The sequence below is a fragment of the Rhodococcus sp. G-MC3 genome (genome assembly GCF_030063335.1).
GTDB lineage: Bacteria > Actinomycetota > Actinomycetes > Mycobacteriales > Mycobacteriaceae > Rhodococcoides.
The window spans coordinates 48,429-73,090 of sequence record NZ_JASISW010000001.1; the positions used below are offsets into that span (position 1 = coordinate 48,429).

The following is a 24,662-nucleotide window of genomic DNA, read 5'->3' on the forward strand; positions in this document are numbered from 1 at the left end:
GCTCGGCGCCGATCAGACGCCCACAAGGCCCCCGACTCGGGCGATCAACTCGGCGACGGCCGCGTACTCGTCCGCTCGTGCACTCGACGACCGGTGAACCAGGCCCATCTTTCGCCCGGGCCGTGGCTGCGCGAATTCGACAATCCCCAACGCACCCTTGCCTGTTTCGACCGATACCGCGGACCGCGGGATCAGCGTAACTCCGAGACCACCGGCGACGCACTGCACGATCGTGGCGAGCGACGTCGCGCGCGTGTCCCCGGCAGGGTGTGCCGCGTTGACGGACCGGCAGAGGTCGATCGTCTGATCACGGAGGCAGTGGCCGTCATCGAGCAGAAGAATGGGGAGGGTCGCCAACGCCGACAACGGAAGGTCCGAGCGCCCATCGAGATCATGCCCTTCGGGGACCACGAGCAAGAACTCCTCTGTGTAGAGCGGCAACTCGACGAGACCCGGTTCTCCCGACGGCAGCGCGAGAACGGCGGCTTCGATCTCTCCCGCCCGCAGAGACGCCAGTAGACGTTCGGTCTGATCCTCCACGATGAACGGGGCCACATCGGGGAACTCGGCTCGCAGGGCAGGAAGCAGCGCCGGGAGGACGTAGGGCGCGACGGTCGGGATCAAACCGAGGCGGAGTGGGCCGGACAGCGAGCCCCCGAGTCCCGACGCGTCGGCCATGAAACCGTCGGCCGACTCGATCGTTGACCGCGCGCGATCGAGAAGCTGCGTTCCTGCCGTCGTCATCAAGACCTTTCGAGTGCTTCGCTCGACGAGCTTGACCCCGAGACCGTGTTCGAGCGACGCGAGCGCCTGTGACAATGTGGGCTGGCTTACATTCAACATCGATGCGGCACTGCCGAAATGGCGATGCTGGGCCACCGCGACGAACGCACGCAGCTGTGACAGTGTCGGTTGATAGCTTTGATCAGGCACGCCTATGAGTGTAGTGCTACCCATCACCTTTACCTTTCACGCCTACTTTGGCACACTCGTACTAGTCGGAGCCGCATCGCAGTTGCAGGCTCACTGTCTGTGTGACTCACATACCAACATCAGCGACTCACACCACCATCAGCGCGGGACGAAGCGCGCACGCACCACTACAGAGGAGGACCCTATGGCCCTGTTGACAATTGGCGACCAATTCCCGTCCTACAACCTCACCGGAGTGATCGGCGGTGACCTTTCGAAGGTCAACGCACAGCAGCCCGACGACTACTTCACCACTGTCACGAGCGACGACTACGCAGGCAAGTGGCGCATCGTGTTCTTCTGGCCGAAGGACTTCACCTTCGTGTGCCCCACCGAGATCGCGGCGTTCGGAAAGCTCGAGGAGGAGTTCGCCGATCGCGATGCCCAGGTTCTCGGCGCGTCGGTCGACAACGAGTTCGTGCACTTCCAGTGGCGTGCACAGCACGAGGACCTCAAAACCCTCCCCTTCCCGATCCTTTCCGACCTCAAGCGTGAACTTGCTTCTGCTGCAGGCGTTCTCAATTCCGACGGTGTCGCCGATCGCGCAACGTTCATCGTCGACCCCAACAACGAGATTCAGTTCGTCTCCGTCACAGCCGGCTCTGTCGGCCGTAACGTCGACGAGGTCCTCCGCGTTCTGGATGCACTGCAGTCCGACGAACTGTGCGCATGCAACTGGAAGAAGGGCGACCCGACCATCGACGCGGGCGAGCTTCTGACGGCGAGCGTCTGACATGAGCGTCGACAATCTCAAGAACGCTCTCCCCGAGTACGCCAAAGATCTCAAACTCAACCTGAGTTCCATCGCGCGGACGACGGTTCTGAACGAGCAGCAGCTGTGGGGCACACTCCTGGCTACTGCCGCCGCTACCAAGTCGGCGACGACGCTGAAAGAAATCGCCGAGGAGGCTGCGGACACACTGTCCGCCGAGGCCTACAACGCGGCCCTCGGTGCAGCGTCGATCATGGGCATGAACAACGTCTTCTACCGCACCAAAGGTTACCTGGATGGCCAATACGACGACCTGCGTGCAGGTTTGCGTATGAACATCATCGGTAACCCTGGCGTCGAGAAGGCCGACTTCGAACTGTGGTCTCTTGCAGTTTCGGCCGTCAACGGCTGTGGGCACTGCCTGGAGGCGCACGAAAAGACCCTTCGCGGCGAAGGTGTCGACCGTGAGGTCATCTTCGAATCGATCCGGGTCGCGTCCATCGTCGCAGGCGTCGGCCAGGCCATCGAGACCAGCCGCACGCTCGACGGAGTCACCGTCTGATCTGCTCACCCTCAGGAGAACGGCCCGCATACATTGGTATGGGGGCCGTTCTCATCGGTCCGGCCTGGCGGTAGGTTGGAGCCCATGAGCCTCGAAGTCGCAGTGGTACGGGTGTTCACCGACGACACCGGACAACACGGTAACGAACTCGGAATCGTCTGGGCCGATGCAGTTCCCACTCGGGACAGGCAGGCCCTCGCCACCGATCTCGGATTCAGCGAGACCATCTTCTACTCATCGGACGGTTCGACCCGCGCGAGTGCAACCATCTACACGCCGGCCGCCCCCTTGCCGTTCGCGGGCCATCCCACTGTCGGTCTGTCCTGGTGGCTTCGTGAACGCGGCACTCCGCTCGAGACCCTGTCGGTTCCAGCCGCCGATCTGGCCGTCCGCTACGACGCCGACCTCACGTGGATCCGCGCCAAGGCCGAGTGGGCCCCGGTATTCGACATCCACCCCGTAGCGTCAGTCGACGAAGTCGATGCCGCCGATCCATCATCTTTCACCGAGGGTCACCATTACGTGTGGGCGTGGACAGATCGCGATGCCGGTGCCATTCGATCGCGAATGTTCGCACCCGACATGGGAATCACCGAGGACGAGGCAACCGGGTCTGCTGCCGTTCGCATCAGCGCCGAACTGAGCCGCAGCCTGGCGATTCGGCAGGGATCAGGCTCACAGCTGTTCACCGGCTACAGCACCGAGTGGATCGAAGTCGGGGGCCGTACCGTCGGCGATCGCACCATCACGCTCTGAGCGCGATCACCCGTGCGCAGCCATCAACCCATGTGCACATCCCCGGCGTGCACATCCCCCGCGTGCACATCCCCCGCGGGCACGTCCACTGCGATCTCGTCGCCCAGGTGGACACCCTCCGCGAGGGGTAGCCGGTCACCGCTCCAAAAACTCCCTGGATCGAACCAGTTCGCCTTCTTGTTACCGATCAGCAAACCCATCGAGTCGTACGTCATGGCAACCACTTCCGCGCAATAGACAGTTTCCAAAGCAGCGCTCTTGTGCCCGCTTCTGCGAAAGCTCGGCACGCGGCCTTTGAACCATCGGCCCGCAAGCGTCGCCGTAGTCGGGAACGCCGTTCCGTCCATTCGCGCGATGGTGCGCATCAACGCATCCTCCTGCTCGCGAGTCACCGCCTCGCCCGCATTCGACCTGCCGAGCTGCCTGAGCCAGCAGCGCTGCTCGTACCTGTTCGTCCACTGCATCACCGCGGCGCGGAGATCATGCAGCTGAACACCGCGCTGAAAGTTACCGGTCCACATGTCCTGCAACGTTTTTCCTAGCTCGGCGTGCCACATCAGCGGAGGGAGATCGTCGACGACGACGGCCATTCCGACGTGATTGACCGGACTGTTCGTCAACGTCTGGATCGCACGATCAGCTGGAGAGTGGCCGCGGAAGATCCAGATGTCGCCGGTGCGAGTCGCATCCACCGCTGTGTTCAGATCGATTCGCGACTCTTTCATGTGACACAGCCTAGATCGTCGGGCAGTGTGACCGGCGACAAGTACGGTGTAGCGATGAAGCTGTGGAAGATCCTTGGGATGGCAGGCGTCGTCGGCGTGGCAGCTACCGGAGCTCTCGTCGTGAAGTCCGAGCGCACGAGACGGGCGTATGCGCCGGACGAAGTCCGGGATCAGCTGCACAATCGCTACGCCCGAGCAGGTGCGACTCCGCAGGTGGACGCTGCACCCGAGCGAACCCGGATGCAGCGACTCAAAGAACGATTCAGCCGAGCGCGCTGAGAATTCGGCCGGCGAGATCTTCCACCTCGGCGTCGGTCATCACGAACGACGGCGAGATCTGCATAGCACCCTGACCGGCAGCGCGGCCGGACACGCCGTGCCTACGCAACGTTCCGACTAAGGGAAGTGCTTCGGCCGGGTCGACAAGTTGCACCGCCGCTACCGCACCGAGGCCGCTACGAACCTCCTGTACACGCGGGTGCTCGGCGAGCGGCGCCAGGTGGGTGTGCAACGAGGTCTCGAGGCGAGCCGACTCCTGAAGTAGGTTTTCGCGCTCCATGATGTCGAGCGTCGCCATCGCCGCAGCAGCAGCTCCGGCGTGACCGCCGTAGGTGTAGCCGTGTCGCCACCAGACGCCGCCGGCGAAGAAGGGCTCGGCGACATGCGGGGCGATGAAGACGGCGCCCATCGGAACGTATCCCGACGTCAGTCCTTTGGCCGTGGTCATCAAGTCCGGCTGCAGGTCGAATTTGGTCGATGCGAACCAGGCTCCGCCGATCCTGCCGAATCCTGTGACGACCTCGTCGGCGACGAACAGGACGTCGTGGTCGCGGCATATCTGCCGAACTTCCTGTAGATAGCCCTCGGGGGGGAGGTATACCCCACCCGCACCGATGATCGGTTCGCAGAAGAAGGCAGCGATCTTCTCCGCACCCACCTCTTCGATGAGCGACAGCAGACTCTTCGCGTCGTCCCACGAAACGGTGCGAGCGTCCGCCATCAACGTGCCGTAGTTCTCGTGATTGACCGGGATGCCGGCCAACGAAGTACCCGCGACATGCATTCCGTGGTAGGCCTTCTGGCGTCCGACGATCATCGTCTTTCCAGGCTGGCCGACCTCGTGCCAGTACCGCCTGGCAAGCTTGGCTGCAGTATCGATCGAGTCCGACCCACCTGAGGTGAAGAAGACCTTGCTCCCTGCGACGGGCGCGATCTCACCGAGACGTTCCGCCAACGCCAGTGTCGTCTCCGGAACGAAGTCGCCGAAGTTCGAATAGTGGGCCAACGAACCCAGCTGGGCTGCAACGGCGTCGGCGATCTCGGTGCGGCCGTGGCCGACGTTGGTGAACCACAGACCGGCGGTGGCGTCGAGATACTTGTTGCCCTCGCGATCCCAGATATAGGCGCCCTCACCACGCGATACGACGAATGGGCCGTTCTTGGTCACGGCTCCCATATCGGCAAAACCGTGCCACAGCGCGGAATGAGTGGATTCGTACGTCGGCTCTGCAGAAGACATGACGCGAGCTTAGTCAAACAGCCGCAGAGGCGTCGGCCCCGTGTCGCCATCTGCCGCCAAGGCGTCCCACAGCGTTCACCGCGAGGGCCATGAGCACGAACGCCACGGTCAGTACGAGGACACCGATGATCATCGCCGGATATCCCTGAGCTCGAGGGTCGAGGAATGGATACGGGTACCAATCGACGATCGGACCACGGATCAGACTGTAGGCCCCGTAAACCAGCGGGAACGTCAGCCAGATCAGCGACTGCGATTCGGTGATTCGCGTCTTGGCAGGCACGAGAACCCAGTCGAGAAGAATCACCACCGGCATGATTCGGTGTACTACTTCGTTGGTCCAGTCGGCGGCGACACCGACGTCGATGTTCGACAGCAGTACGGCGTAGATGATGCCGGTGATGACCATGTACAGCGTCACCGCGCCCCGAAACAGTTGCCAGCTCCGACCGGTGGGATCGAGCAGTCCACCGACTCCCATCACCACCACGGTCATCACATTGCTGAGCACCGTGAAGTAACTGAAGTAGTTCACGACCGAAAAGCCCTCGGTATCGAGGCCCGCGAACAGAATCGTGCCGAGAGCACACGCCGTCAGGACACCGAATCCAACACGAAGTACGCGTAGCGCAACACTGGTGCGGTTCCGCGGGTCGACAGCCATGCCCGATCTTCGCACAACGACCGGCCGTTTCGATGCAGTCCGCGCCGCACCGTACGCAGCGCGGGCACTATCCTGGAAAACAGCATGTCTACTTCATCGTCAACCGAACTCCGCCGCGCGCTCACCTCACGCCTGCCCGAGACCACCCTGCGGGACGAGCATCGCCTTCGTCGCCGGCTCGATCGCGCACGGACGGCCGATGCATTGACCGCCGTCGAGCGCGACATCGCGCGCGCTGAGACGGTCGTGGCGAACCGTCGAGCCGCGCTGCCGCACATCGACTATCCCGAGATACTGCCGGTCAGCCAGCGGAAAGACGACATCGCAGCGGCAATCGCGGCGCACCAGGTCGTCATTGTCGCGGGTGAAACCGGATCCGGTAAAACAACACAGATCCCCAAGATCTGCCTCGAACTCGGTCGCGGAATACGCGGGTCGATCGGGCACACTCAGCCGCGTCGACTTGCGGCCAGAACTGTCGCAGAACGAATTGCCGAGGAAGTCGGTGAAACCATCGGCGAATCGGTCGGCTACAAAGTCAGGTTCACCGATCAGTCCTCGGACTCCACTCTCGTCAAATTGATGACCGACGGAATTCTGCTCGCAGAGATCCAGCGGGATCGGATGCTCCGACAGTACGACACCCTGATTATCGACGAGGCCCACGAACGCAGCCTCAACATCGACTTCATTCTGGGTTATCTCGCGCAGCTGCTCCCCCGTCGACCGGATCTGAAGGTGATTATCACCTCAGCGACGATCGATCCCGAACGGTTCGCAACACATTTTGCACGTGACGGCGTGGCAGCACCGATCATCGAGGTATCGGGGCGGACATTCCCAGTCGAAATGCGTTATCGCCCATTGAGCGTCGACGTCGGCGACACGAGGATCGACCTCGATCCGGTCGATGCAACTTGCGATGCCGTTGCGGAGCTGACGGCCGAGGGCGAAGGCGACATTCTGGTCTTCCTGTCCGGCGAGCGAGAGATCCGCGACACTGCGGACGCGCTGCGAGACAAGCAACTTCGCGGTACCGAGATCGTCCCCCTCTATGCTCGTCTGTCGGCAGCCGAACAGCATCGAGTGTTCTCCCAGCACACGGGCAGACGAGTGGTGTTGTCCACCAATGTCGCCGAGACGTCGTTGACGGTCCCGGGAATCCGTTACGTCGTGGACCCTGGCACAGCGCGGATCTCGCGCTACTCGCTACGAACGAAGGTTCAACGGCTCCCCATCGAACCCATTTCGCAGGCGTCGGCACGCCAGCGGGCCGGTCGATGCGGCCGTGTCGCGGACGGAATCTGCATCCGCCTGTATTCGGAGGAAGACTTCGACACACGCCCACAGTTCACCGAACCGGAAATTCTCCGAACCAACCTTGCTTCGGTCATCCTGCAGATGACCTCTCTCGGACTAGGCAAGATCGAGGCGTTCCCGTTCGTCGAACCGCCCGATCCGCGGAGTATTCGCGACGGCATCGGACTACTCGAAGAACTCGGCGCAGTGAAGCCCTCCACCACTGCAGGCGAATTCGAATTGACGGCCATCGGCCGCGAACTCGCTCAACTACCAGTCGATCCACGTATGGCCCGTATGCTGGTCGAGGCAAACGCCACCGGTGCGCTCGCTGATGCTCTGGTCGTCGTTTCCGCGCTGTCCATCCAGGACGTACGCGAACGCCCCGCCGAGCATCAGCAGGCAGCCGACGAGAAGCACGCGCGGTTCGCAGTAGAGAACTCCGATTTCCTCGCGTACATCGAAATGTGGAACTACCTGCGAGAGCAGCGAAACGAATTGTCCTCGAATCAGTTCCGCCGAATGTGCCGCAACGAATTCCTCCACTACCTACGAATCAGGGAGTGGCAGGACCTGCACGGGCAACTCCGGCAGATCACCCGAGGTCTCGGATGGACGGTCCCCGACGCCCCCAGCACTCCGGCTGCACTGCATCAGTCCCTGCTGTCAGGCCTGCTCTCGCACATTGGTCTGCGCGAGGGTGAGAAGCGGGAGTTTCTGGGTGCCCGCGGTACGCACTTCGCGGTGTTCCCCGGCTCCGGTCTGTTCAAGAAGCCACCGCGGTGGGTGATGGCAGCCGAACTCGTCGAGACCGGGCGACTCTGGGGACGTATGGCTGCCCGAATCGAACCCGAATGGGCCGAGCGGCTTGCGCCACACCTCGTCAAACGCACGTACTCGGAACCTCATTGGTCCACCAAACGGCAATCGGCAATGGCTTACGAACGTGTCACGCTCTACGGCATCCCGCTGGTTACCGGTCGGCAGACGAACTACCACACCATCGACCCCGAAGTATCCCGCGAGCTGTTCATCAGACACGCACTGGTACAGGGCGAATGGACGACTCAGCATCCGTTCTTCCACAAGAATCGCGAACTGCTAGAGGATGCCTCGGAACTCGAGAACAGAGCCAGGCGACGTGACATCGTCGTCGACGACGACGCATTGTTCGACTTCTACGACGCCCGTATCGGCGCAGAATCGGTGTCCGCGCGACACTTCGACACCTGGTGGAAGAAGGCTCGGCGCAGCACGCCCGACCTACTGGACTTCACGACTGCAACCGTCGTCAACCCGGGTGCAGCGTCGGTCCTCGGCGGCGACTACCCCGATGCATGGCGCCAAGGCGAGGTTCAGTTCCCCCTCACCTACCAGTTCGAGCCCGGTACTGCTGCCGACGGTGTCACTGCTCGGATACCGATCGCCTTGCTCGCCCAGGTACAACCGGTCGGCTTCGACTGGCTCGTTCCCGGTATGCGAGCCGAACTCGTCTCCACGTTGATCAAACTTCTCCCCAAAGCGCAACGGAGAAACGTAGTCCCGGCGCCGGACTTCGCGGCCGCAGCACTGACCTCGATGAAGCCTCGATCCGAGCCGGTGATCACGGCGTTGGCCAGCGAGCTGTCACGGCTCGGTTCCTGCCAAATCGACCCGAACGACTTCGACCTTGCCGGCCTCCCTCCGCACTTGCGGATGACTTTCGTTGCCGTCGACATCGATGGGAAGGTACTGGGCTCCGACAAAGACCTCACGGCATTGCGTCGAACATTAGCTCCCAGAGTGAACAAAGAGGTTGCCAGTGCGGTCGGCGGCGCTGAACGCGCGCCGACTTTAGCCTGGACTTCGTCGAGCCTCGGCACTATCGACGAGACCGTGACCAGCCAGGTCGGCGGACAGACCGTCACCGGTTACCCGGCGCTGGTTGCAGAAAACGGTGGTGTCGCAGTCCGAATCCTCAGCACGTCGGCGCAACAGCGGGCAGCCATGCGCGAGGGCACGCGGGCACTTCTTCTCGAATCCGCGCCGCGCGGCACCAAAGCTCTCATAGCAGGAATTCCCACGCGCGAACGTATTGCCCTCGGCCAGAACCCGTACGGGAGCATCGATGCGATGCTCGACGACTGTCGCAAGACTGCGGTGGACGAGTCCATGGACGCGCACGGTGGCCCGGTTCGATCTGCGGACAACTTCGCACGCCTGTCCACAGCGGTCAACACCGACACAACCGAGCGCACCTCGCGCATCGTGTCGCTGGTTCGTCCCATCTTGACCGACGCGCTCGATCTGCGTGCCGTGCTGGAACGCACACGGGGCGACGCCGCCGATGACGTACGGGAACAACTCGCGGGCCTGGTCTTCGACGGGTTCGTCCTCGAATTCGGTTCGGACCGACTCGCCGACCTTCCTCGCTATCTCAAGGCCGCCAAGGCCAGACTGACAGCGCTACCCAGCAGCGCCGCCCGTGACGAACAGGGAATGGACGTGCTGGACCGCGTATACGACGCCTATGACCGACTCTTGAAGATGCTGCCGGAAGCTCGGCGCCAGAGCACCGCCGTCCAGGACGTGTTCTGGATGATCGAGGAACTCAGAATCGGTCTCTTCGCGCAGGGAATCAGAACCGCCTACCCAGTGTCGGAGAAACGCATACTCAAAGCAATCGACGTCGCTGGTCGCCGATGAGCTGACTCGGGCGCCGACCACCGATATTTCAGTCTGCGGCGGGGTCAGTCGACGGCAGTCGTCTCTCGGTGGGCGCGAAGGTCCTGAATTTCCTTTTCGAAATCTTCTGCGGAGCTGAACGAGCGGTACACGGACGCGAACCGAAGATAGGCGACCTCATCGAGATCGCGAAGCGGACCCAGAATCGCGAGCCCCACCTCGTGGCTGGGAATCTCGGCCGAACCCGAAGCGCGCACGGCATCTTCGACCTGCTGCGACAACAGGTTCAGCGCATCGTTGTCCACGTCGCGTCCCTGGCACGCGCGTCGGACGCCTTTGACAACCTTTTCGCGGCTGAACGGTTCGGTGACGCCACTACGCTTGACCACGGCAAGTACCGCGGTCTCCACCGTGGTGAACCGACGCCCACATTCCGGGCACGAACGCCGACGACGAATCGCCTGCCCCTCGTCCGCCTCGCGCGAATCCACCACACGAGAATCGGGGTGCCTGCAGAACGGGCAATGCATGAAGGAGCCTCCGTCGTAGCCGATGCATTCCCCCTGTTGATGCTGGGGAGGTGCAAGCTTCGAGGATACTCGGAGCGTCACATACGCCACTCGATCACCCAACAGCTCCAGCGATCGACTGCGCGCAGGCGTGACACTCGCGGCCATGAGAACGGAAACCTAGTACTCGGTAACTCAGCGCTCGGTGGGCGAGACGAGCTCTTGTCCGGCGGACACCGACGCCGAGTCCATGTCGTTGAGCGCGAGCATGCGGTCCACGACCTGCTGCACCGGCTCACCGGGAGCGACACGCGCGGCAACGTCGCTGAGAGTCTCGCCCTGCTGAACAGTGACCGCCCCCGGTTGCGACGCACCGTCGAGCGACTCGGCACGCACGTTCGCAACGAAGACGAACGCCAACATGACCACCGCCGTCGCCAACACGCCGACGGCGGTTGCCTTCCACGAGATCTGCTGATCAGGACCGGACTGCTGCTCGGCATGGGACTGCTCCGTGCAGGTATCGGCGAATTCGCCAAAACGGAATCCCTGAGGTGCCGTAGCTCCCACGTAACGCCTGCGCTGGGCTGTGCCACGCCGCTGGGCAGCTGTGTCCCGGCGCGGAGCTGTGTCCCGGCGCGGGGCCTGAACACCGGCAAACTCTCGAGTCGAGACGGGCTGCTCGGTCGTGATGCTCATCGGAACCTCCACTGGGTATTCGAACATTGCAGTAGTCGAACACTGCATATTCGGTTCATTCGATCAGGCGTTCGATGAACGCTTGTTCGAAAGTTCTATCACGCCACTCCGACAAAGTCAGCAGAAAACGCGACACGGATCGAACAGATGTTTGATCGAACAGCGTTGACGGGCTAGATTCGTGTCAGAAACCACACGTCACATCCACACCACGCGTTCGATCCCGAGACATTCACATCGGGATCGACGTACACCGACATCGGTGCTTTCGCACCTGCCAGCTACACAGCCGGATCACAGAACCGCAGACAGACGGCTGCACACAGACAGACGGCAGGCGCAGACGCAGATGACAGTTCCCACAGGACTCAGGAGGACGCACAAATGAAGGACGACACCTCGCCGGGTTCGACGAAGTCGACGCCGAGATCGGACGGTTCGACGAAGTCGACGCCGAGATCGGACGGTTCGACGAAGTCGACGCCGAGATCGGACGGTTCGACGAAGTCGACGCCGAGATCGGGCGCACAGTCGACAGGAAAGACTGCGGGCAAGCCCGCTGCAGTCCCGACCGCGAAGGCGTTCGAGGGCGAGGGCACCGACATCAACGCGGGACTCACCGATCGCCAACGCAAGGTACTCGAAGTCATCCGCGCGTCCGTCACCGAACGCGGCTACCCACCGAGTATCCGCGAGATCGGCGATGCAGTGGGACTGACCTCGACGTCGTCGGTCGCGCATCAGCTGCGCACTCTCGAACGCAAGGGCTTTCTACGCCGCGATCCGAACCGGCCACGCGCAGTGGATGTTCGTGGTCTGGACGAGGTACAGGCCGATCATGCGGCGGCCGTCGCAGACGGGTCGGCCGCGGCCGAGGACCAGTTGCCTACCCCGACCTTCGTGCCGGTGCTGGGCCGTATCGCGGCAGGTGGACCGATTCTCGCCGAACAGGCGGTCGAGGACGTCTTCCCTCTTCCTCGTGAGCTGGTCGGCCAGGGCTCGCTCTTCCTACTCAAGGTGGTCGGCGAGTCGATGATCGATGCCGCCATCTGCGACGGTGACTGGGTCGTGGTTCGTCAGCAGAGCGTCGCTGACAACGGCGACATCGTTGCAGCGATGATCGACGGCGAAGCCACGGTGAAGACGTTCAAGCGAACCAAGGGCGACGTGTGGCTGCTGCCACACAATGCCCTGTTCGAACCGATTCCCGGCAACGACGCCGCCATTCTGGGCAAGGTTGTCACGGTGATGCGCAAGCTCTGACGATCGAGCCTCCCAAAATATAGACTCCGAAATTCGAACGCAGGAGTAGCGAGAAGGGCCCGCAACCTCGTGGTGGTTGCGGGCCCTTTCGTCGGTCTCGAAGTGTTCTACAGGTTCAAGCCCCGGCCGATGATCTCCTTCATGATCTCGGTCGTACCTCCGTAGATCGTCTGTACACGAGAATCCATGTACGCCTTGGCGATCGGGTATTCCTTCATGTATCCGTAGCCGCCGTGCAACTGCAAGCAGCGATCGATCAGCTTCACCTGATTCTCGGTCGTCCACCATTTCGCCATTGCTGCTTCCTGAACCGTCAAGGTTCCGGCGTTCAGCAACTCGATGAACTTGTCGACCATGATGCGAGTGGCGGTAGTTTCGGTCGCCAGTTCCGCGAGCACGAAGCGAGTGTTCTGGAACTTCCCGATCGACTTGCCGAATGCTTTCCGGTCGCGGCAGTACTGAATCGTCATCTCGAGTGCCGATTCCATCGCGGCGGCTGCGACGACTGCAATCGAGAGGCGCTCCTGCGGAAGGTTCTGCATGAGGTAGATGAAGCCCATTCCCTCTTCGCCGAGGAGATTGGCTGCAGGCACCCGGACGTCGGTGAAGCTGAGTTCGGCAGTGTCCTGCGCCTTCATGCCGATCTTGTCGAGGTTTCGCCCCCGCTCGAACCCGGGTGCGTCCCGCTCGACCACGAGCAGACTGAAGCCCTGGGCTCCCTTGTCCGGGTCGGTGCACGCAACCACGATGACGAGGTCGGCGTTGATTCCGTTGGTGATGAACGTCTTCGACCCGTTGAGTACCCACTCGTCGCCGTCGCGCACTGCGCGGGTTTTGATGCCCTGAAGGTCGCTACCGGTTCCGGGTTCGGTCATGGCGATCGCGGTGATGATTTCGCCGGAGCAGAATCCGGGGAGCCAACGCTGCTTCTGCTCCTCGTTCGTCAGGTCGATGAGGTAAGGGGCCACGACATCGTTGTGAAGCGTGAAACCGATCCCGCTGTAGCCGCCGCGAGTGGTCTCCTCGGTGACGATGGCGTTGTAGCGGAAGTCCTTGACGCCGCCGCCGCCGTACTCCTCGGGTACCGCGGTACCGAGGAAGCCTTGCTTGCCTGCCTCGACCCAAACGCCGCGGTCGACGATGTTCTGCTCTTCCCACTGCGCGTGGTTGGGGGCCACGTGCTGGTCGAGAAACTTGCGGTACGACTCACGAAAGAGGTCGTGCTCGGCTTCGAACAGTGTGCGGTCCACTTTTTCTCCTTCGAAATGCTGGTCATGCCTGCTTCGACACTACGACCGTGAGAGCGCACCAGTCGATGACCGAGTCGTGCGCGATCGGTGACCGAACTAGCGACTCCGGATGCGAGAAACTGCTTTCAACACTGGATAGCCGACGAGGATGCCCACCGATCCCCACGCGATTCCGCCGAGTTCGACGGACCCGACCGTCAACGTCAGGTCGCCGATACCCGCCACCAGTGCGGCGGCAACGACGGTGAGATTGACCGGATCGGTGAAGTCCACCTTGTTGTCCGTCCAGATACGAACACCCAGAAGGCCGATCAGGCCGTAGAGCACGAGTGTTGCTCCGCCGATGACGCCCGACGGGACGGTGAAGACGAGAGCGCCGAACTTCGGCGAGAACGCCAGTACGACTGCGGTGGCGGCGGCAACCCAATACGCCGCGGTCGAGTACACGCGGGTGGCGGCCATGACGCCGATGTTCTCGGCATAGGTCGTCGTGCCCGAGCCGCCCGCAGCTCCGGCAAGGGTGGTGGCGAGGCCGTCCGCGATCAGGGCGTCGCCGGCGAGGTCGTCGAGGGACTTGCCGGTCATGGCCGATACCGCTTTGACGTGCCCGACGTTTTCGGCGACGAGCACGATTACGACGGGTAGGGCGATGAGGATCACCGACAGATCGAACGTCGGTCCGCGAAACTCGGGCAATCCTATCCATGCCGCCTCAGCCATGGCGTCCAGTTTGACGGAGTCGATCTGCCCGATCACCGCGGCGAACACCCAGCCGATGACGACGCCGACGAGGATGCCGAGACGGCCGAGCAATCCTGGGCCGGCGATGGTAACGACGAGAATCGCCAGCAAGGTCACGGCCGCGACGAGTGGTTGCGCCTCGAAGGACGACGTTGCCGCGGGCGCCAAATTGAGCCCGATCAATACGACGACGGCACCGGTGACTACCGGGGGCATGACCGCCTCGATAATCCGGCCGCCAGCGAACTTGACGATGAATCCGATTCCCGCGAGCACGATTCCGACGGACATGACGGCGCCCAGTTGAGCTGCTGGTCCGTCGGCCTGCGCGGCACCGAGTGGCGCAATGAACGCGAAGGACGAGCCGAGGTAGCTCGGGATCCTCCCCCGCGTGATGACCAGGAACAGCGCGGTTCCGATTCCCGAGAACAGCAATGTGGTGGTGACGGGGAAGCCGGTGACCGTCGGAACGAGCAATGTCGCACCGAACATGGCGATGACGTGCTGCATACCGATCCCGACGGTCCGCGGCCACGACAGTCGCTCGTCGGGAGCCACGACAGCACCCGCGGCTGGTGTTTTTCCGTTGCCGTGCAGGGTCCATCCGAAATTTCGACTCACGGCATCGAATCCTAGAGCCAGCCCGGTCCCGAGCTTGCGGTCAGTTCAGAATTGCAGCAACGGCGGCTCGTGCTGCGGTAGAGCTGTCCGTCTTCAACGCGGCTGCCGCCGCCTCTTTGCACTGCGCGAGGTTGACTGTGGACAACTTTGCGCCGACATGAGCGACCGCGGCCGACGCCGCCGACAGCGATGTGATGCCGAGACCGACGAGGACGCAGGCCAACAGCGGATCTGCTGCCGCTTCCCCGCAGACACCGACAGGCTTGCCCACGGCAGCTCCAGCCTTTGCCGTGTGCGCCACCAACGCGATGACAGCGGGCTGCCACGGATCGGTGAGCGCGGCGAGCTGTGAGGACATGCGGTCGGCCGCCATCGTGTACTGAGCCAGGTCGTTGGTACCGATGGACAGAAAGTCGACATGCCGAAGAATGTGCTCGGCGAGCAATGCCGCTGCCGGAACCTCGATCATGACGCCTGGTTTGAGCCCGCGGGCGCGGGTGTCCGCGGCGAAGGCCTCGGCCTCGGCCGCTGTCGCAATCATTGGTGCCATCACCCACGGGGCTGAACCGGTGGCTGCTGCGGCGGCGGCGATACCGTCGAGCTGGCGATAGAGAATTCCTCTGTCCTGCTCGGCGATCCGTATTCCACGGATTCCGAGTGCGGGGTTCGCTTCGGCCGCGTGGTTGGCAAACCGCAGTGGCTTGTCCGAGCCCGCATCGAGGGTTCGAATGACCACCTTGTGGCCGGCGAACGCGTCGAGCACCTGTCCGTATATTTCGGCCTGCTCGTCGACGGTCGGTTCCGTGTCTCGGTCCAGAAAGCACAGTTCGGTACGAAACAGACCGACACCGTCCGCGGCGGTCATGCGAGCGGCGCGCGCACCGGCACCGTCCTGCACGTTGGCAAGGATATCGACGGAATGTCCGTCCGAAGTTCTGCCGGGGCCCGTCCACTGCGACACGCGGTCGAGTTCGGCGCGAGCTGTCTTCACGGCAGCGTCAGCGAGTGCGGCATCGGGTTCGAGGACGATGTCTCCGGTGATTCCGTCCACCACGGCTGTGGTCCCCTCCGGCACGTCGTCGAGTCCGACTACCGCGACGACACAGGGAATTCCGAGCTGACGCGCGATAATCGCCGTGTGGCTGGTGGGGCCACCGAGCGATGTCGCAAGTCCCACGATCAACTCCGCATCGAGTCCCGCAGTATCCGCGGGTGCAAGATCGTCGGCGAACAGTACGGACGGGACCGTAGGCGTGGGTACGCCTGGCTCCGGTGAGCCGAGAATCTCGGCGACCACACGGTCGCGGATGTCGCGTAGGTCGGTCACTCGTTCGGCCATCAATCCGCCTACCTTGACGAACATCGCGGCGAACTGCTCGGTCGCGGCATCCGCAGCGGCGGTCGCCGGGCTACCCGTTCCGATGAGCTTTTCGGCCGCTTTGAGCCACCCACGATCTTGTGCCATGGCGGCATTGGCCGAGAGCACCTCCGACGCTGCTCCCGTAGCCAACTCCGCACGACCGCGCAGTCTTCCTGCCACGACAGCGGCCGCGGCGCGGAATCGCTCCAGCTCGGTGCCACGATCGAGTTCGTCCACCACCGATGCGGCGGAGGGCACCTCGGCGCGGCGACCCGGCCGAATGACAGGCCCGTAGCCGACGCCGGGAACCACCGGCGCGCCCCGCAACACCGACGAGCCCCGCAGTGCCGAGGGCCCCGATAGCGATGCGCCGGTTCCCTGAGTCTCGGTTCGAAGCGTTCCCGTCATATGTCCTCCTGAAAGTCGGGTGTGGCCCAGCCGGTTGTAATCGACTTGTTGTGATCAAGATTACTCTTTGGTCTTGACATGTCAACAGATACGGGCGTAAAACAACATAAGACAACATTAATTCGGAGGGAGGCGCAGGTGTACGCAGAAGAACGTCAGCAGTCCATCGCAGAACTGATCAGCAGCCGCGGCCGTATCTCCGTTGCCGATCTGTCCTCAACTTACGGTGTCACCACCGAGACAGTGCGGCGCGATCTGGCTGTACTCGATCGGATCGGCGTCGTACGCAGGGTTCACGGCGGCGCAGTTCCGGCGTCGGCACTCACCTCCTCCGAGCCAGGAGTTGGCGAGCGTGAAAACACCCGCGCCGAACAGAAGGACGCCATCGCAGCGGCTGCATTGGCATTTCTCCCGCCCTCCGGTGGTAGCGCAGTGCTGGACGCAGGCACCACCACGGGTCGCCTCGCTGCGCTGCTGACAAGCGACCGAGAACTCACGCTCATCACCAATTCGATTCCAATCGCGGCACGAGTCGCGCCTTTGAACGGTATCGCTCTTCGTATTCTCGGCGGACGAGTACGTGGCACTACACAGGCAGCCGTGGGTGAGGAGGCACTCGCAGCCCTCGAGTGGCTGCGCGTGGACGTGGCGTTCATCGGCACGAACGCGCTCAGCGTCGGCCACGGCCTGTCGACACCGGACAGCGACGAGGCAGCCGTCAAACGCGCCATGGTCAAGACCGCCAATCACGTGGTGGTACTGGCCGATTCGACCAAGATTGGGCGCGAGCACCTCATGAGCTTCGCCCGCCTGAACAACATCGACGTACTCGTCACCGACGAAGAGATCGACGACACCGACCACAAGAGCTTGACCGACAACGGAATCGAGGTGGTGATCGCATGATCGTCACATTGACGGCCAACCCCAGTATCGACAGAACCGTCGTGCTCGACTCGGAACTGATCTGCGGCGGCGTGAACCGTGCACGTGCCTCCGTGAGCGACCCCGGAGGGAAAGGCGTCAACGTCGCTCGCGTACTCACCGAGGCGGGTGTGCAGGCGATGGCAGTGCTGCCTGTTTCCGACGGTGATCCGCTACTGAAGGCTCTGACCGCGAGGGGCGTTCGCCACTGCGCTGTCCCCACCGACGGACTCGCCAGGACGAACATCACCATCAGCGAACCCGGCGGAACGACAACCAAAATCAACGAACCCGGTGCCACTCTCACGGAAGCGACTAAAACCGCTCTGTTCGACACGATCGTCGACCTGGGCAGAGATGCCACCTGGGTTGCGCTTTCCGGGTCACTCCCCCCTGGCGTCCCCTCCCACTGGTACGCCGACCTGGTGCGCGCGCTGCGCAGCACTGCATGCAAGGTGGCAGTGGACACCTCGGACGCGCCCTTGCTGGCGCTCGCTGCGTCCTTTCCCGAGTCCGCCCCCGACCTGATCAAGCCGAACTCCGAGGAGCTCGCTCAGCTCACCGGCGCCGATGCCGGCGAACTCGAGCGCGCAGCACGAGCCGGAGACCCGACTGCCGCCGTCGAGGCCAGCCGAATCCTGCTGGCACGTGGCGTCGGAGCGGTACTGGCGACCTTGGGCAGCGCCGGGGCCGTACTCGTGACCGACGAGGGCGCATGGTTCGCGAGTCCGCCGTCTATCGATGCGATCAGCACTGTCGGTGCGGGTGACTCGTCTCTGGCCGGCTACATCCTCGCCGACATCGAGAGATGCGCGCCCGGGGACCGGATCCGCCGGGCAGTCGCCTACGGAACTGCCGCGACAGCACTTCCCGGCACCACACTTCCCACTCCCGACCAAACCCACCCCGACGCGGTGACGGTGAGAGCACTCGACTTGCCCGGTCCGACATCTCTACCCGCACAATTGAGTTCACTTCCCAGTTCCACTCCGTTCGACACTCAGACACTCTCCTAGGAGCCGTGATGTCCACACCCACCAACGATCCCGCGATCATCGCGGAGGATCTCATCCTCCTCGATGCGGACCTCGGCGACACCAAAGATGCTGTCATCGAACGGCTCTCCGAACTGCTCGCAGCTGCGGGCCGCGCAAGCGAGGCCGCACCCCTGCGCGAGGCAGCCCTCGCCCGCGAGGCACAGTCCGCGACCGGCCTACCCGGCGGAATCGCCATCCCCCACTGCCGTGCCGAGGCAGTCACGTCTGCATCCCTCGGGTTCGCTCGACTTCGCCCCAAGGTCGATTTCGGAGCTCCGGACGGCCCCGCAGATCTCGTCTTCCTCATCGCGGCGCCCGCAGGCGCCGGCTCGGCACACATGAAGCTGCTCTCGAGCCTGGCCCGCGCCCTCGTCAAGCCGGAATTCGTGACGTCCCTGCGTAATGCGCCGACAGCAGCCGACGTGGTTGCGCTCGTCGCCGGCGTCATCAACCCGGCCGCTGCCAGCCCGAAGAAAGACGTGAGCACGACGAAAGCTGCGGTTCCCGCCGCAGCTGCATCGGCCGCGGCGTCCGCCCCGAAGCACATCGTCGCCGTCACGGCATGCACGACAGGCATCGCTCACACGTACATGGCAGCGGATTCACTCGTGGCAGCGGGCGATCGAGCAGGCGTCACCGTCCACGTCGAGACCCAGGGATCCAGCGGCAGCACCCCGCTCGACCCAGCCCTGATCGCCAGCGCCGAGGCTGTCATCTTCGCCACCGACGTCGGAGTCAAAGGCAAGGAGCGGTTCGCAGGCAAGCCCGTCATCTCCTCGGGCGTCAAGCGTGCCATCAACGAGCCCGACGTCATGGTCACCGAAGCTTTGCGTGCAGCGAACGACCCCAACGCATCACGGGTATCGGGAACCGCCGCGGAGGCAGGCGGCTCGAACTCTGGTACAGGTGAGTTGGGCTGGGGAACGCGGATCCGTCAGATCCTGCTCACCGGCGTCAGCTACATGATTCCGTTCGTCGCGGCCGGCGGCCTGCTCATCGCACTTGGCTTTCTGCTCGGCGGATACGAGATCAAGGACGTCGCCGAGGACATAGTCGTCAACAATTCGCTTACCGCGCTTCCGGACGGTGGGCTCGCTGCGTATCTCGGCGCAGTACTGTTCGAAATCGGCGCGCTGTCGTTCAGCTTCCTGGTCCCCGCGCTGGCCGGCTATATTTCGTATGCCATTGCCGATAGACCGGGCTTGGCACCAGGATTCACCGCAGGTGCCGTAGCTGTTCTGGTCGGCGCAGGTTTCATCGGTGGTCTTGTCGGTGGTCTGATCGCAGGCTTCGTGGCTCTGTGGATAAGCAAGTGGAAAATCCCCGCAGTCCTCCGCGGCCTCATGCCGGTCGTGATCATCCCGCTCTTCGCCACCCTGATCGTCGGCGGCATCATGTTCCTGGTTCTCGGCAAGCCACTCGCCGCGATCACCAGTGGTCTCACCAACTGGCTCAACAGTCTCAGCGGAAGCTCGGTCATCATCCTCGGCATCATCCTTGGCCTGATGATGTGCTTCGACCTCGGCGGACCGGTCAACAAAGCAGCTTATGCCTTCGCAACGGCAGGCCTGTCGGTCACCGACACTGCGTCACTTCGCATCATGGCCGCCGTCATGGCCGCCGGTATGGTTCCCCCACTCGCGCTTGCTCTGGCTTCGGCTGTGCGCCCGAGGATCTTCACCGAAGCGGAACGCGAGAACGGCAAGGCAGCATGGTTCCTCGGTGCCGCGTTCATTTCCGAAGGCGCGATCCCGTTCGCCGCAGCCGACCCGCTGCGCGTGATCCCCTCGATGATGGCCGGCGGAGCAGTGACCGGCGCTCTCATCATGGCCACCGATGTCACGCTGAGTGCACCGCACGGAGGAATCTTCGTGTTCTTCGCCATCGGACAACTGGTCTGGTTCCTCGTTGCCCTGGCAGTCGGCACAATCGTCTCGGCCTTCCTCGTCGTGTTTGCCAAGCAGTTCATCAAGGGTAAGAACTCTCCTAGCGAGGCAGCGCTCGATCCCGACGTCGTCGCCGTCTGATTCACCCCGGTACATCATCACCACTTCAGAAGGAGACCCGAATGCCCAGCACCACAGTCACCGTCGGATCCGCGGTCGGCCTGCACGCACGTCCCGCAGCGTTGATCGCCGAAGCAGTAGCCGACGCAGGAGTCGACGTGACACTCGCAGTCGACGGTGAGGAACCGGTCGACGCCGGATCCGCGCTCATGATCATGACCCTCGGCGCCGTCAAGGGAACCGAAGTCACCGTCGAAAGCGAAGACCAGGCGGCACTGGACAAGGTCGCGGCACTCGTCGCTGCCGATCTCGACGCCTGAGACCTCGGTCAACCACGGCTTTCGTCAACCAGGGCTTTCGTCAACCAGGGCTTTCGTCAACCACGCCTTCGCGCCAGTCCGAAGACGTAAACGATCGACACCAACGCAAGAACACCGGCGGCGGCTATCGCGCCGAGCAGCCATCGACCACCCGATGGCGACTCGGGCGGTACCGCCGCCGGTGTCGTAGGGACCAAGGACTGCGCGCCGGGGAGAAGTTGGATCGGCGGCAGCGGTCCATCCGCTGCTTCCGAGGCGACCAGGAGATTCCCGTCGTCGTCGAACGTGATTGCTTCCCCCTGCGGCTGCGGGGGTAGCGCGATGACGGTCGGTTCGGCAGTCAGAGCCTTCGCGACGTTTCCGCCGGGGACGGGAAACAGGTAGATATCGTTGTACGTGCGAAGCGCCGCGACCGAACCATCGCGGCTCACCGCTCCCCCGGTGGCAAGGATCGACCCGGTGATGAATGCAGGCCCGCCCACGGTCGGGGTGCGCTCGAATGCGAACTCCCCCACCTTCTTCAGCGGAGTCGGCCCAGGCGATGGGAGTTGGTCTACGCTTTCATCTTCGCTCGGAACATAGATTCCGCTCGCACCCGAGACTTCCTTGGTAACGATCACCGGTCGGCCACCCGGCTCGATCAGCAGCGTCTCGGCATCGTGCGGACCATCGGGATATGTGAAGCGATGCAGTTCGCCCTCGCCGCCGGCAGGATCCATCCGGGTCAACGCAACGGTGTCACGCCGGGCGAGGTTGTCCCCCGTGTCGGCGAGCCACAGCTGACTGCCGTACGAGCTCAAATCCTCGACGTCGTAAGGATCGACAGGGACGTCGATCCATCTCGCGACCGAGCAGTTTTCGCCGAGTACTGCGAGCCGATGATCTGTTCCGCTGTCTCCGATCGCGTAGAGAACGCCGTCGATCGACGTCAACCCCGAAAGTTCTTCGAGCCCGGAATCCTGTGGAGTGCAGTACGTCTCGAATTGCGCTTGTTGAATCTCCGGTGCCGCGGCAGCCGGTGCTCCTATCAGAGTAAGTGCACCGACCACTACGGAAACAGCAAACCTACGCATCCGTCAGGCAGTGACGGCGTCGTACGCGAACTCCGTCAACACCGACGCCAGCGCGGTGGGCACGCGTGCCTCGACCCGTGTGCCGTCAGGCTCGTGCGAGGACTTCGAGATTCGCCCCTCGGTATGGATTCGGGCAACCAAATCGCCCCTGGTGTATGGAACGAGGACGTCGACCTCGGCCTCCGGCCACGCGAGGATCTCCCCCAGATGGTCGCGAAGCTCGTCGATTCCCTCCCCGGTGCGGGCCGAGACGAATCGAGCGCCCGGCAGAAGACCACGCAACTGGGTCAGCTGAACCGGATCCGCAGCGTCGATCTTGTTCACCACGATGAGTTCCGGTGGCATCGTCGATTCACGTTCCTTGACGACATCGACGACTACCTCTCGCACAGCCTTGATCTGATCGACCGGGAGTGGATCCGATCCATCGACGACGTGCAACAGCAAGTCCGCGTCGGTCACTTCTTCCAGCGTCGAGCGAAACGCTTCGATCAACTGTGTCGGCAGATGTCGGACGAACCCAACGGTGTCGGTCAGGACAATCGCACGACCGTCTTCGAGCGTGGACTTGCGTGAGGTCGGGTCCAACGTCGCGAAAAGGGCATTCTGAACCAGAACCCCCGAACCGGTCAGCGCATTGAGCAAGCTGGACTTACCTGCGTTGGTGTAACCGACGATCGCGATCGAGGGAACGGTGCTCTCGAGCCGACGTTCACGCTTGGTGTCGCGGGCCTGCTTCATTCCCTTGATTTCGCGACGCAACTTGGCCATCCGCTCGCGGATACGGCGACGGTCGGTTTCGATCTTCGTTTCACCGGGACCGCGCAGACCGACGCCGCCGTTGCTGCCAGCTCGGCCACCGGCCTGCCTGGACATCGACTCACCCCAGCCGCGTAGACGCGGGAGCATGTATTCCATCTGCGCGAACGCGACCTGTGCCTTGCCTTCACGAGAGGTCGCATGCTGAGCGAAAATATCGAGGATCAGGGCCGTCCGGTCGATGACCTTGACCTTGACGACCTTTTCGAGAGCATTGAGCTGAGCAGGCGTGAGCTCACCGTCGCAGACGACGGTGTCGGCACCGCTCGCCAGCACAACATCGCGAAGTTCCTTTGCCTTACCCGAACCGATATACGTCGCCGTGTCCGGTTTGTCACGACGCTGCACGAGCGCATCGAGCACTTCGGAACCTGCAGTCTCGGCCAACGCAGCGAGCTCGGTCATACTGCTCTCTGCTTGGGCGGCCGTGCCGGTGGTCCAGACGCCGACCAATACCACCCGTTCCAGGCGCAGCTGGCGGTATTCGACTTCGGTGACGTCGGTGAGCTCGGTGGACAGCCCTGCGACTCGCCGGAGGGCGGTGCGCTCCTCGAGCTGCATATCGCCGGATGACGGCGAATCTTCGTCAGGTATCGATACCGAATCATCTGCCGGCAGCGGAGAGCGAGAGATGCGCCGCGACCAGGCCTCGGACTCTTCACGAGTCCATGCCGAGCCGCTGTCCGACTCCAAATTCTGACGTTCTGAATCCGTTATTTCGTCAATCCTTAGTTGTAGGAGTCGTCTGCCGGTGCTGCTCGCACGGGTGTATTACTCACGGTGTGTGTCTCCAACCTTCATGATCCACGAAAAGACCGGCGCATGCACGCGAGTTTCACTGCAGGCAGACGGGCCAGGTCCGATCAGGCCAGTTCGCGCCACCACGCGTCGCCGATCGTGCCGTGGGCCAGCAACACCGACGGGCCACGAAGCGCCGCACCGGAGTCGTCGATCGACACGGTGACTTCACCGCCGGGAACGCCGACGACGACCTGGCCGGAATCGAGTCCCTCGTAGGACAGCGCCGCCGCTGCTGCCGCCACAGTCCCAGTGCCACACGACCTGGTTTCGCCCACACCGCGTTCGAACACTCGCATATCGACTCGGCCGAATTGAAGCCTGGTCAGGATCTCCACGTTGGCGCCTGCAGTGAAAAAATCCTCGTCGAGGCCGGGGGCAACCGACAGATCGAGTGCGCGGAGCGAGTCGATGTCGATCATCGGATCGACACACGCCAAGTGCGGATTTCCGACGTCGATTCCGATACCTTCGAATGATCTGCCGCCGAGGGTGGTTGCACTAGAGCCCATCAGCCGCACATCGCCCATGTCGACCGTGACGTCGGCAGTGGTCTCGTCGAACGAGTGCACAGTCACCGGCCTCGCGCCCGCACGGGATCCGACGACGAAACGGTCTTCGGTTTCGAGTCCGCACGCACGCAGATAGTGCGCGAAGACACGGACGCCGTTGCCGCACATTTCCGCGATGCTTCCGTCGCCGTTGCGGTAATCCATGAACCAATCTTCGATGCCGACACCGACCGGCAGTCTGTCCAGCACGCCCGCATCGCGGAGTGCGCCCGCCCTTGCCACCCGCAGGACGCCGTCGGCGCCGAGCCCGCGACGGCGGTCGCACAGCGCCGCCACCCGGGAACGAAGAAGTTCGATCTTCACGTCCAGATCTGGAAGGACGACGAAGTCGTTCTGGGTTCCGTGGCCTTTCGCGAAATGCATTCTGCGAATTCTACGGGGGGAACGCG

General features: G+C 63.1%; 22 protein-coding genes. 10 read left to right on the forward strand and 12 right to left on the reverse strand.

Annotated features, from left to right (window positions below):
* Positions 1-12 precede the first annotated feature (12 nt).
* Complete coding sequence (locus tag QMK17_RS00225) at positions 13-933, reverse strand: LysR substrate-binding domain-containing protein (RefSeq protein WP_283506339.1); 921 nt, start codon at positions 931-933, stop codon at positions 13-15.
* A gap of 184 nt (positions 934-1,117) precedes the next feature.
* Here QMK17_RS00225 and QMK17_RS00230 point away from each other — a divergent pair, with 184 nt between their 5' ends.
* The 3 genes from QMK17_RS00230 (at position 1,118) to QMK17_RS00240 (ending at position 3,002) form a co-directional block, all read left to right on the forward strand.
* A complete protein-coding gene (locus QMK17_RS00230; protein WP_283506340.1) occupies positions 1,118-1,705 on the forward strand; it encodes a peroxiredoxin in 588 nt (195 codons plus the stop codon).
* Position 1,706: 1 nt separating this feature from the next.
* Entirely contained in the window at positions 1,707-2,246 is a 540-nt protein-coding gene (locus QMK17_RS00235) for a carboxymuconolactone decarboxylase family protein (RefSeq protein WP_283506341.1), read from the forward strand.
* An 84-nt stretch (positions 2,247-2,330) separates the two neighbouring features.
* Entirely contained in the window at positions 2,331-3,002 is a 672-nt protein-coding gene (locus QMK17_RS00240) for a PhzF family phenazine biosynthesis protein (protein WP_283506342.1), read from the forward strand.
* A 23-nt stretch (positions 3,003-3,025) separates the two neighbouring features.
* Here the strand turns inward: QMK17_RS00240 and QMK17_RS00245 are convergent, their stop codons facing one another.
* A complete protein-coding gene (locus QMK17_RS00245) occupies positions 3,026-3,727 on the reverse strand; it encodes a hypothetical protein (protein ID WP_283506343.1) in 702 nt (233 codons plus the stop codon).
* Positions 3,728-3,781: 54 nt separating this feature from the next.
* Here QMK17_RS00245 and QMK17_RS00250 point away from each other — a divergent pair, with 54 nt between their 5' ends.
* Positions 3,782-4,006 carry a hypothetical protein gene (locus QMK17_RS00250; protein ID WP_283506344.1) on the forward strand — a complete coding sequence of 75 codons (225 nt, stop codon included), beginning with the start codon at positions 3,782-3,784 and terminating at the stop codon, positions 4,004-4,006.
* Here QMK17_RS00250 and QMK17_RS00255 read toward each other — a convergent pair.
* Positions 3,990-5,246 carry an aminotransferase family protein gene (locus QMK17_RS00255; RefSeq protein ID WP_283506345.1) on the reverse strand — a complete coding sequence of 419 codons (1,257 nt, stop codon included), beginning with the start codon at positions 5,244-5,246 and terminating at the stop codon, positions 3,990-3,992. The genes QMK17_RS00250 and QMK17_RS00255 overlap by 17 nt on opposite strands.
* 13 nt (positions 5,247-5,259) lie before the next feature.
* On the reverse strand, positions 5,260-5,910 hold the full coding sequence (locus QMK17_RS00260; RefSeq protein WP_283506346.1) for a Pr6Pr family membrane protein: 651 nt from the start codon (positions 5,908-5,910) through the stop codon (positions 5,260-5,262).
* Between the two features lie 84 nt (positions 5,911-5,994).
* Between QMK17_RS00260 and hrpA the strand changes: the two genes are divergently transcribed.
* On the forward strand, positions 5,995-9,894 hold the full coding sequence (hrpA, locus tag QMK17_RS00265; RefSeq protein ID WP_283506347.1) for an ATP-dependent RNA helicase HrpA: 3,900 nt from the start codon (positions 5,995-5,997) through the stop codon (positions 9,892-9,894).
* Between the two features lie 44 nt (positions 9,895-9,938).
* Here hrpA and nrdR read toward each other — a convergent pair whose 3' ends face one another.
* Positions 9,939-10,403 (reverse strand): transcriptional regulator NrdR, encoded by a 465-nt coding sequence (gene nrdR / locus QMK17_RS00270; protein WP_115961400.1) that lies wholly within the window; start codon positions 10,401-10,403, stop codon positions 9,939-9,941.
* A 174-nt stretch (positions 10,404-10,577) separates the two neighbouring features.
* The gene (locus QMK17_RS00275) at positions 10,578-11,081 is read right to left on the reverse strand and encodes a LysM peptidoglycan-binding domain-containing protein (protein ID WP_283506348.1); all 504 of its coding nucleotides are present in this window, start codon (positions 11,079-11,081) and stop codon (positions 10,578-10,580) included.
* A gap of 384 nt (positions 11,082-11,465) precedes the next feature.
* Between QMK17_RS00275 and lexA the strand changes: the two genes are divergently transcribed.
* The gene (gene lexA / locus QMK17_RS00280; RefSeq protein ID WP_442972656.1) at positions 11,466-12,344 is read left to right on the forward strand and encodes a transcriptional repressor LexA; all 879 of its coding nucleotides are present in this window, start codon (positions 11,466-11,468) and stop codon (positions 12,342-12,344) included.
* A 107-nt stretch (positions 12,345-12,451) separates the two neighbouring features.
* On the opposite strand, the gene QMK17_RS00285 is transcribed toward lexA, so the two are convergent.
* The 3 genes from QMK17_RS00285 to ptsP all read right to left on the reverse strand — a co-directional run bounded on the left by QMK17_RS00285 (position 12,452) and on the right by ptsP (position 16,724).
* Positions 12,452-13,594 (reverse strand): acyl-CoA dehydrogenase family protein, encoded by a 1,143-nt coding sequence (locus QMK17_RS00285; protein WP_283506349.1) that lies wholly within the window; start codon positions 13,592-13,594, stop codon positions 12,452-12,454.
* A 96-nt stretch (positions 13,595-13,690) separates the two neighbouring features.
* Positions 13,691-14,956, reverse strand: coding sequence for a uracil-xanthine permease family protein (locus tag QMK17_RS00290; RefSeq protein WP_283506350.1), 1,266 nt, complete (start codon positions 14,954-14,956; stop codon positions 13,691-13,693).
* Between the two features lie 40 nt (positions 14,957-14,996).
* Positions 14,997-16,724, reverse strand: coding sequence for a phosphoenolpyruvate--protein phosphotransferase (ptsP, locus tag QMK17_RS00295; RefSeq protein WP_283506351.1), 1,728 nt, complete (start codon positions 16,722-16,724; stop codon positions 14,997-14,999).
* Positions 16,725-16,862: 138 nt separating this feature from the next.
* On the opposite strand from ptsP, the gene QMK17_RS00300 reads away from it, so the two are divergent.
* From QMK17_RS00300 to QMK17_RS00315, 4 genes are read left to right on the forward strand one after another with little or no spacing between them, the layout of a single operon-like run.
* Positions 16,863-17,630 carry a DeoR/GlpR family DNA-binding transcription regulator gene (locus QMK17_RS00300; protein WP_283506352.1) on the forward strand — a complete coding sequence of 256 codons (768 nt, stop codon included), beginning with the start codon at positions 16,863-16,865 and terminating at the stop codon, positions 17,628-17,630.
* Complete coding sequence (locus QMK17_RS00305; RefSeq protein WP_283506353.1) at positions 17,627-18,664, forward strand: 1-phosphofructokinase family hexose kinase; 1,038 nt, start codon at positions 17,627-17,629, stop codon at positions 18,662-18,664. Before QMK17_RS00300 ends, QMK17_RS00305 begins: the two co-directional genes overlap by 4 nt.
* Before the next feature lie 8 nt (positions 18,665-18,672).
* Positions 18,673-20,712, forward strand: a complete 2,040-nt coding sequence (locus QMK17_RS00310) for a PTS fructose transporter subunit IIABC (RefSeq protein WP_283506354.1) — start codon at positions 18,673-18,675, stop codon at positions 20,710-20,712.
* 41 nt (positions 20,713-20,753) lie between these two features.
* Positions 20,754-21,011, forward strand: a complete 258-nt coding sequence (locus QMK17_RS00315; RefSeq protein ID WP_283506355.1) for an HPr family phosphocarrier protein — start codon at positions 20,754-20,756, stop codon at positions 21,009-21,011.
* 56 nt (positions 21,012-21,067) lie between these two features.
* On the opposite strand, the gene QMK17_RS00320 is transcribed toward QMK17_RS00315, so the two are convergent.
* From QMK17_RS00320 to dapF, 3 genes are all read right to left on the reverse strand, one after another.
* Positions 21,068-22,084, reverse strand: coding sequence for a hypothetical protein (locus QMK17_RS00320; protein WP_442972657.1), 1,017 nt, complete (start codon positions 22,082-22,084; stop codon positions 21,068-21,070).
* 3 nt (positions 22,085-22,087) lie between these two features.
* Entirely contained in the window at positions 22,088-23,536 is a 1,449-nt protein-coding gene (gene hflX, locus QMK17_RS00325) for a GTPase HflX (RefSeq protein ID WP_283506652.1), read from the reverse strand.
* Between the two features lie 230 nt (positions 23,537-23,766).
* On the reverse strand, positions 23,767-24,636 hold the full coding sequence (dapF, locus tag QMK17_RS00330) for a diaminopimelate epimerase (protein ID WP_283506357.1): 870 nt from the start codon (positions 24,634-24,636) through the stop codon (positions 23,767-23,769).
* Between the last annotated feature and the right edge of the window lie 26 nt (positions 24,637-24,662).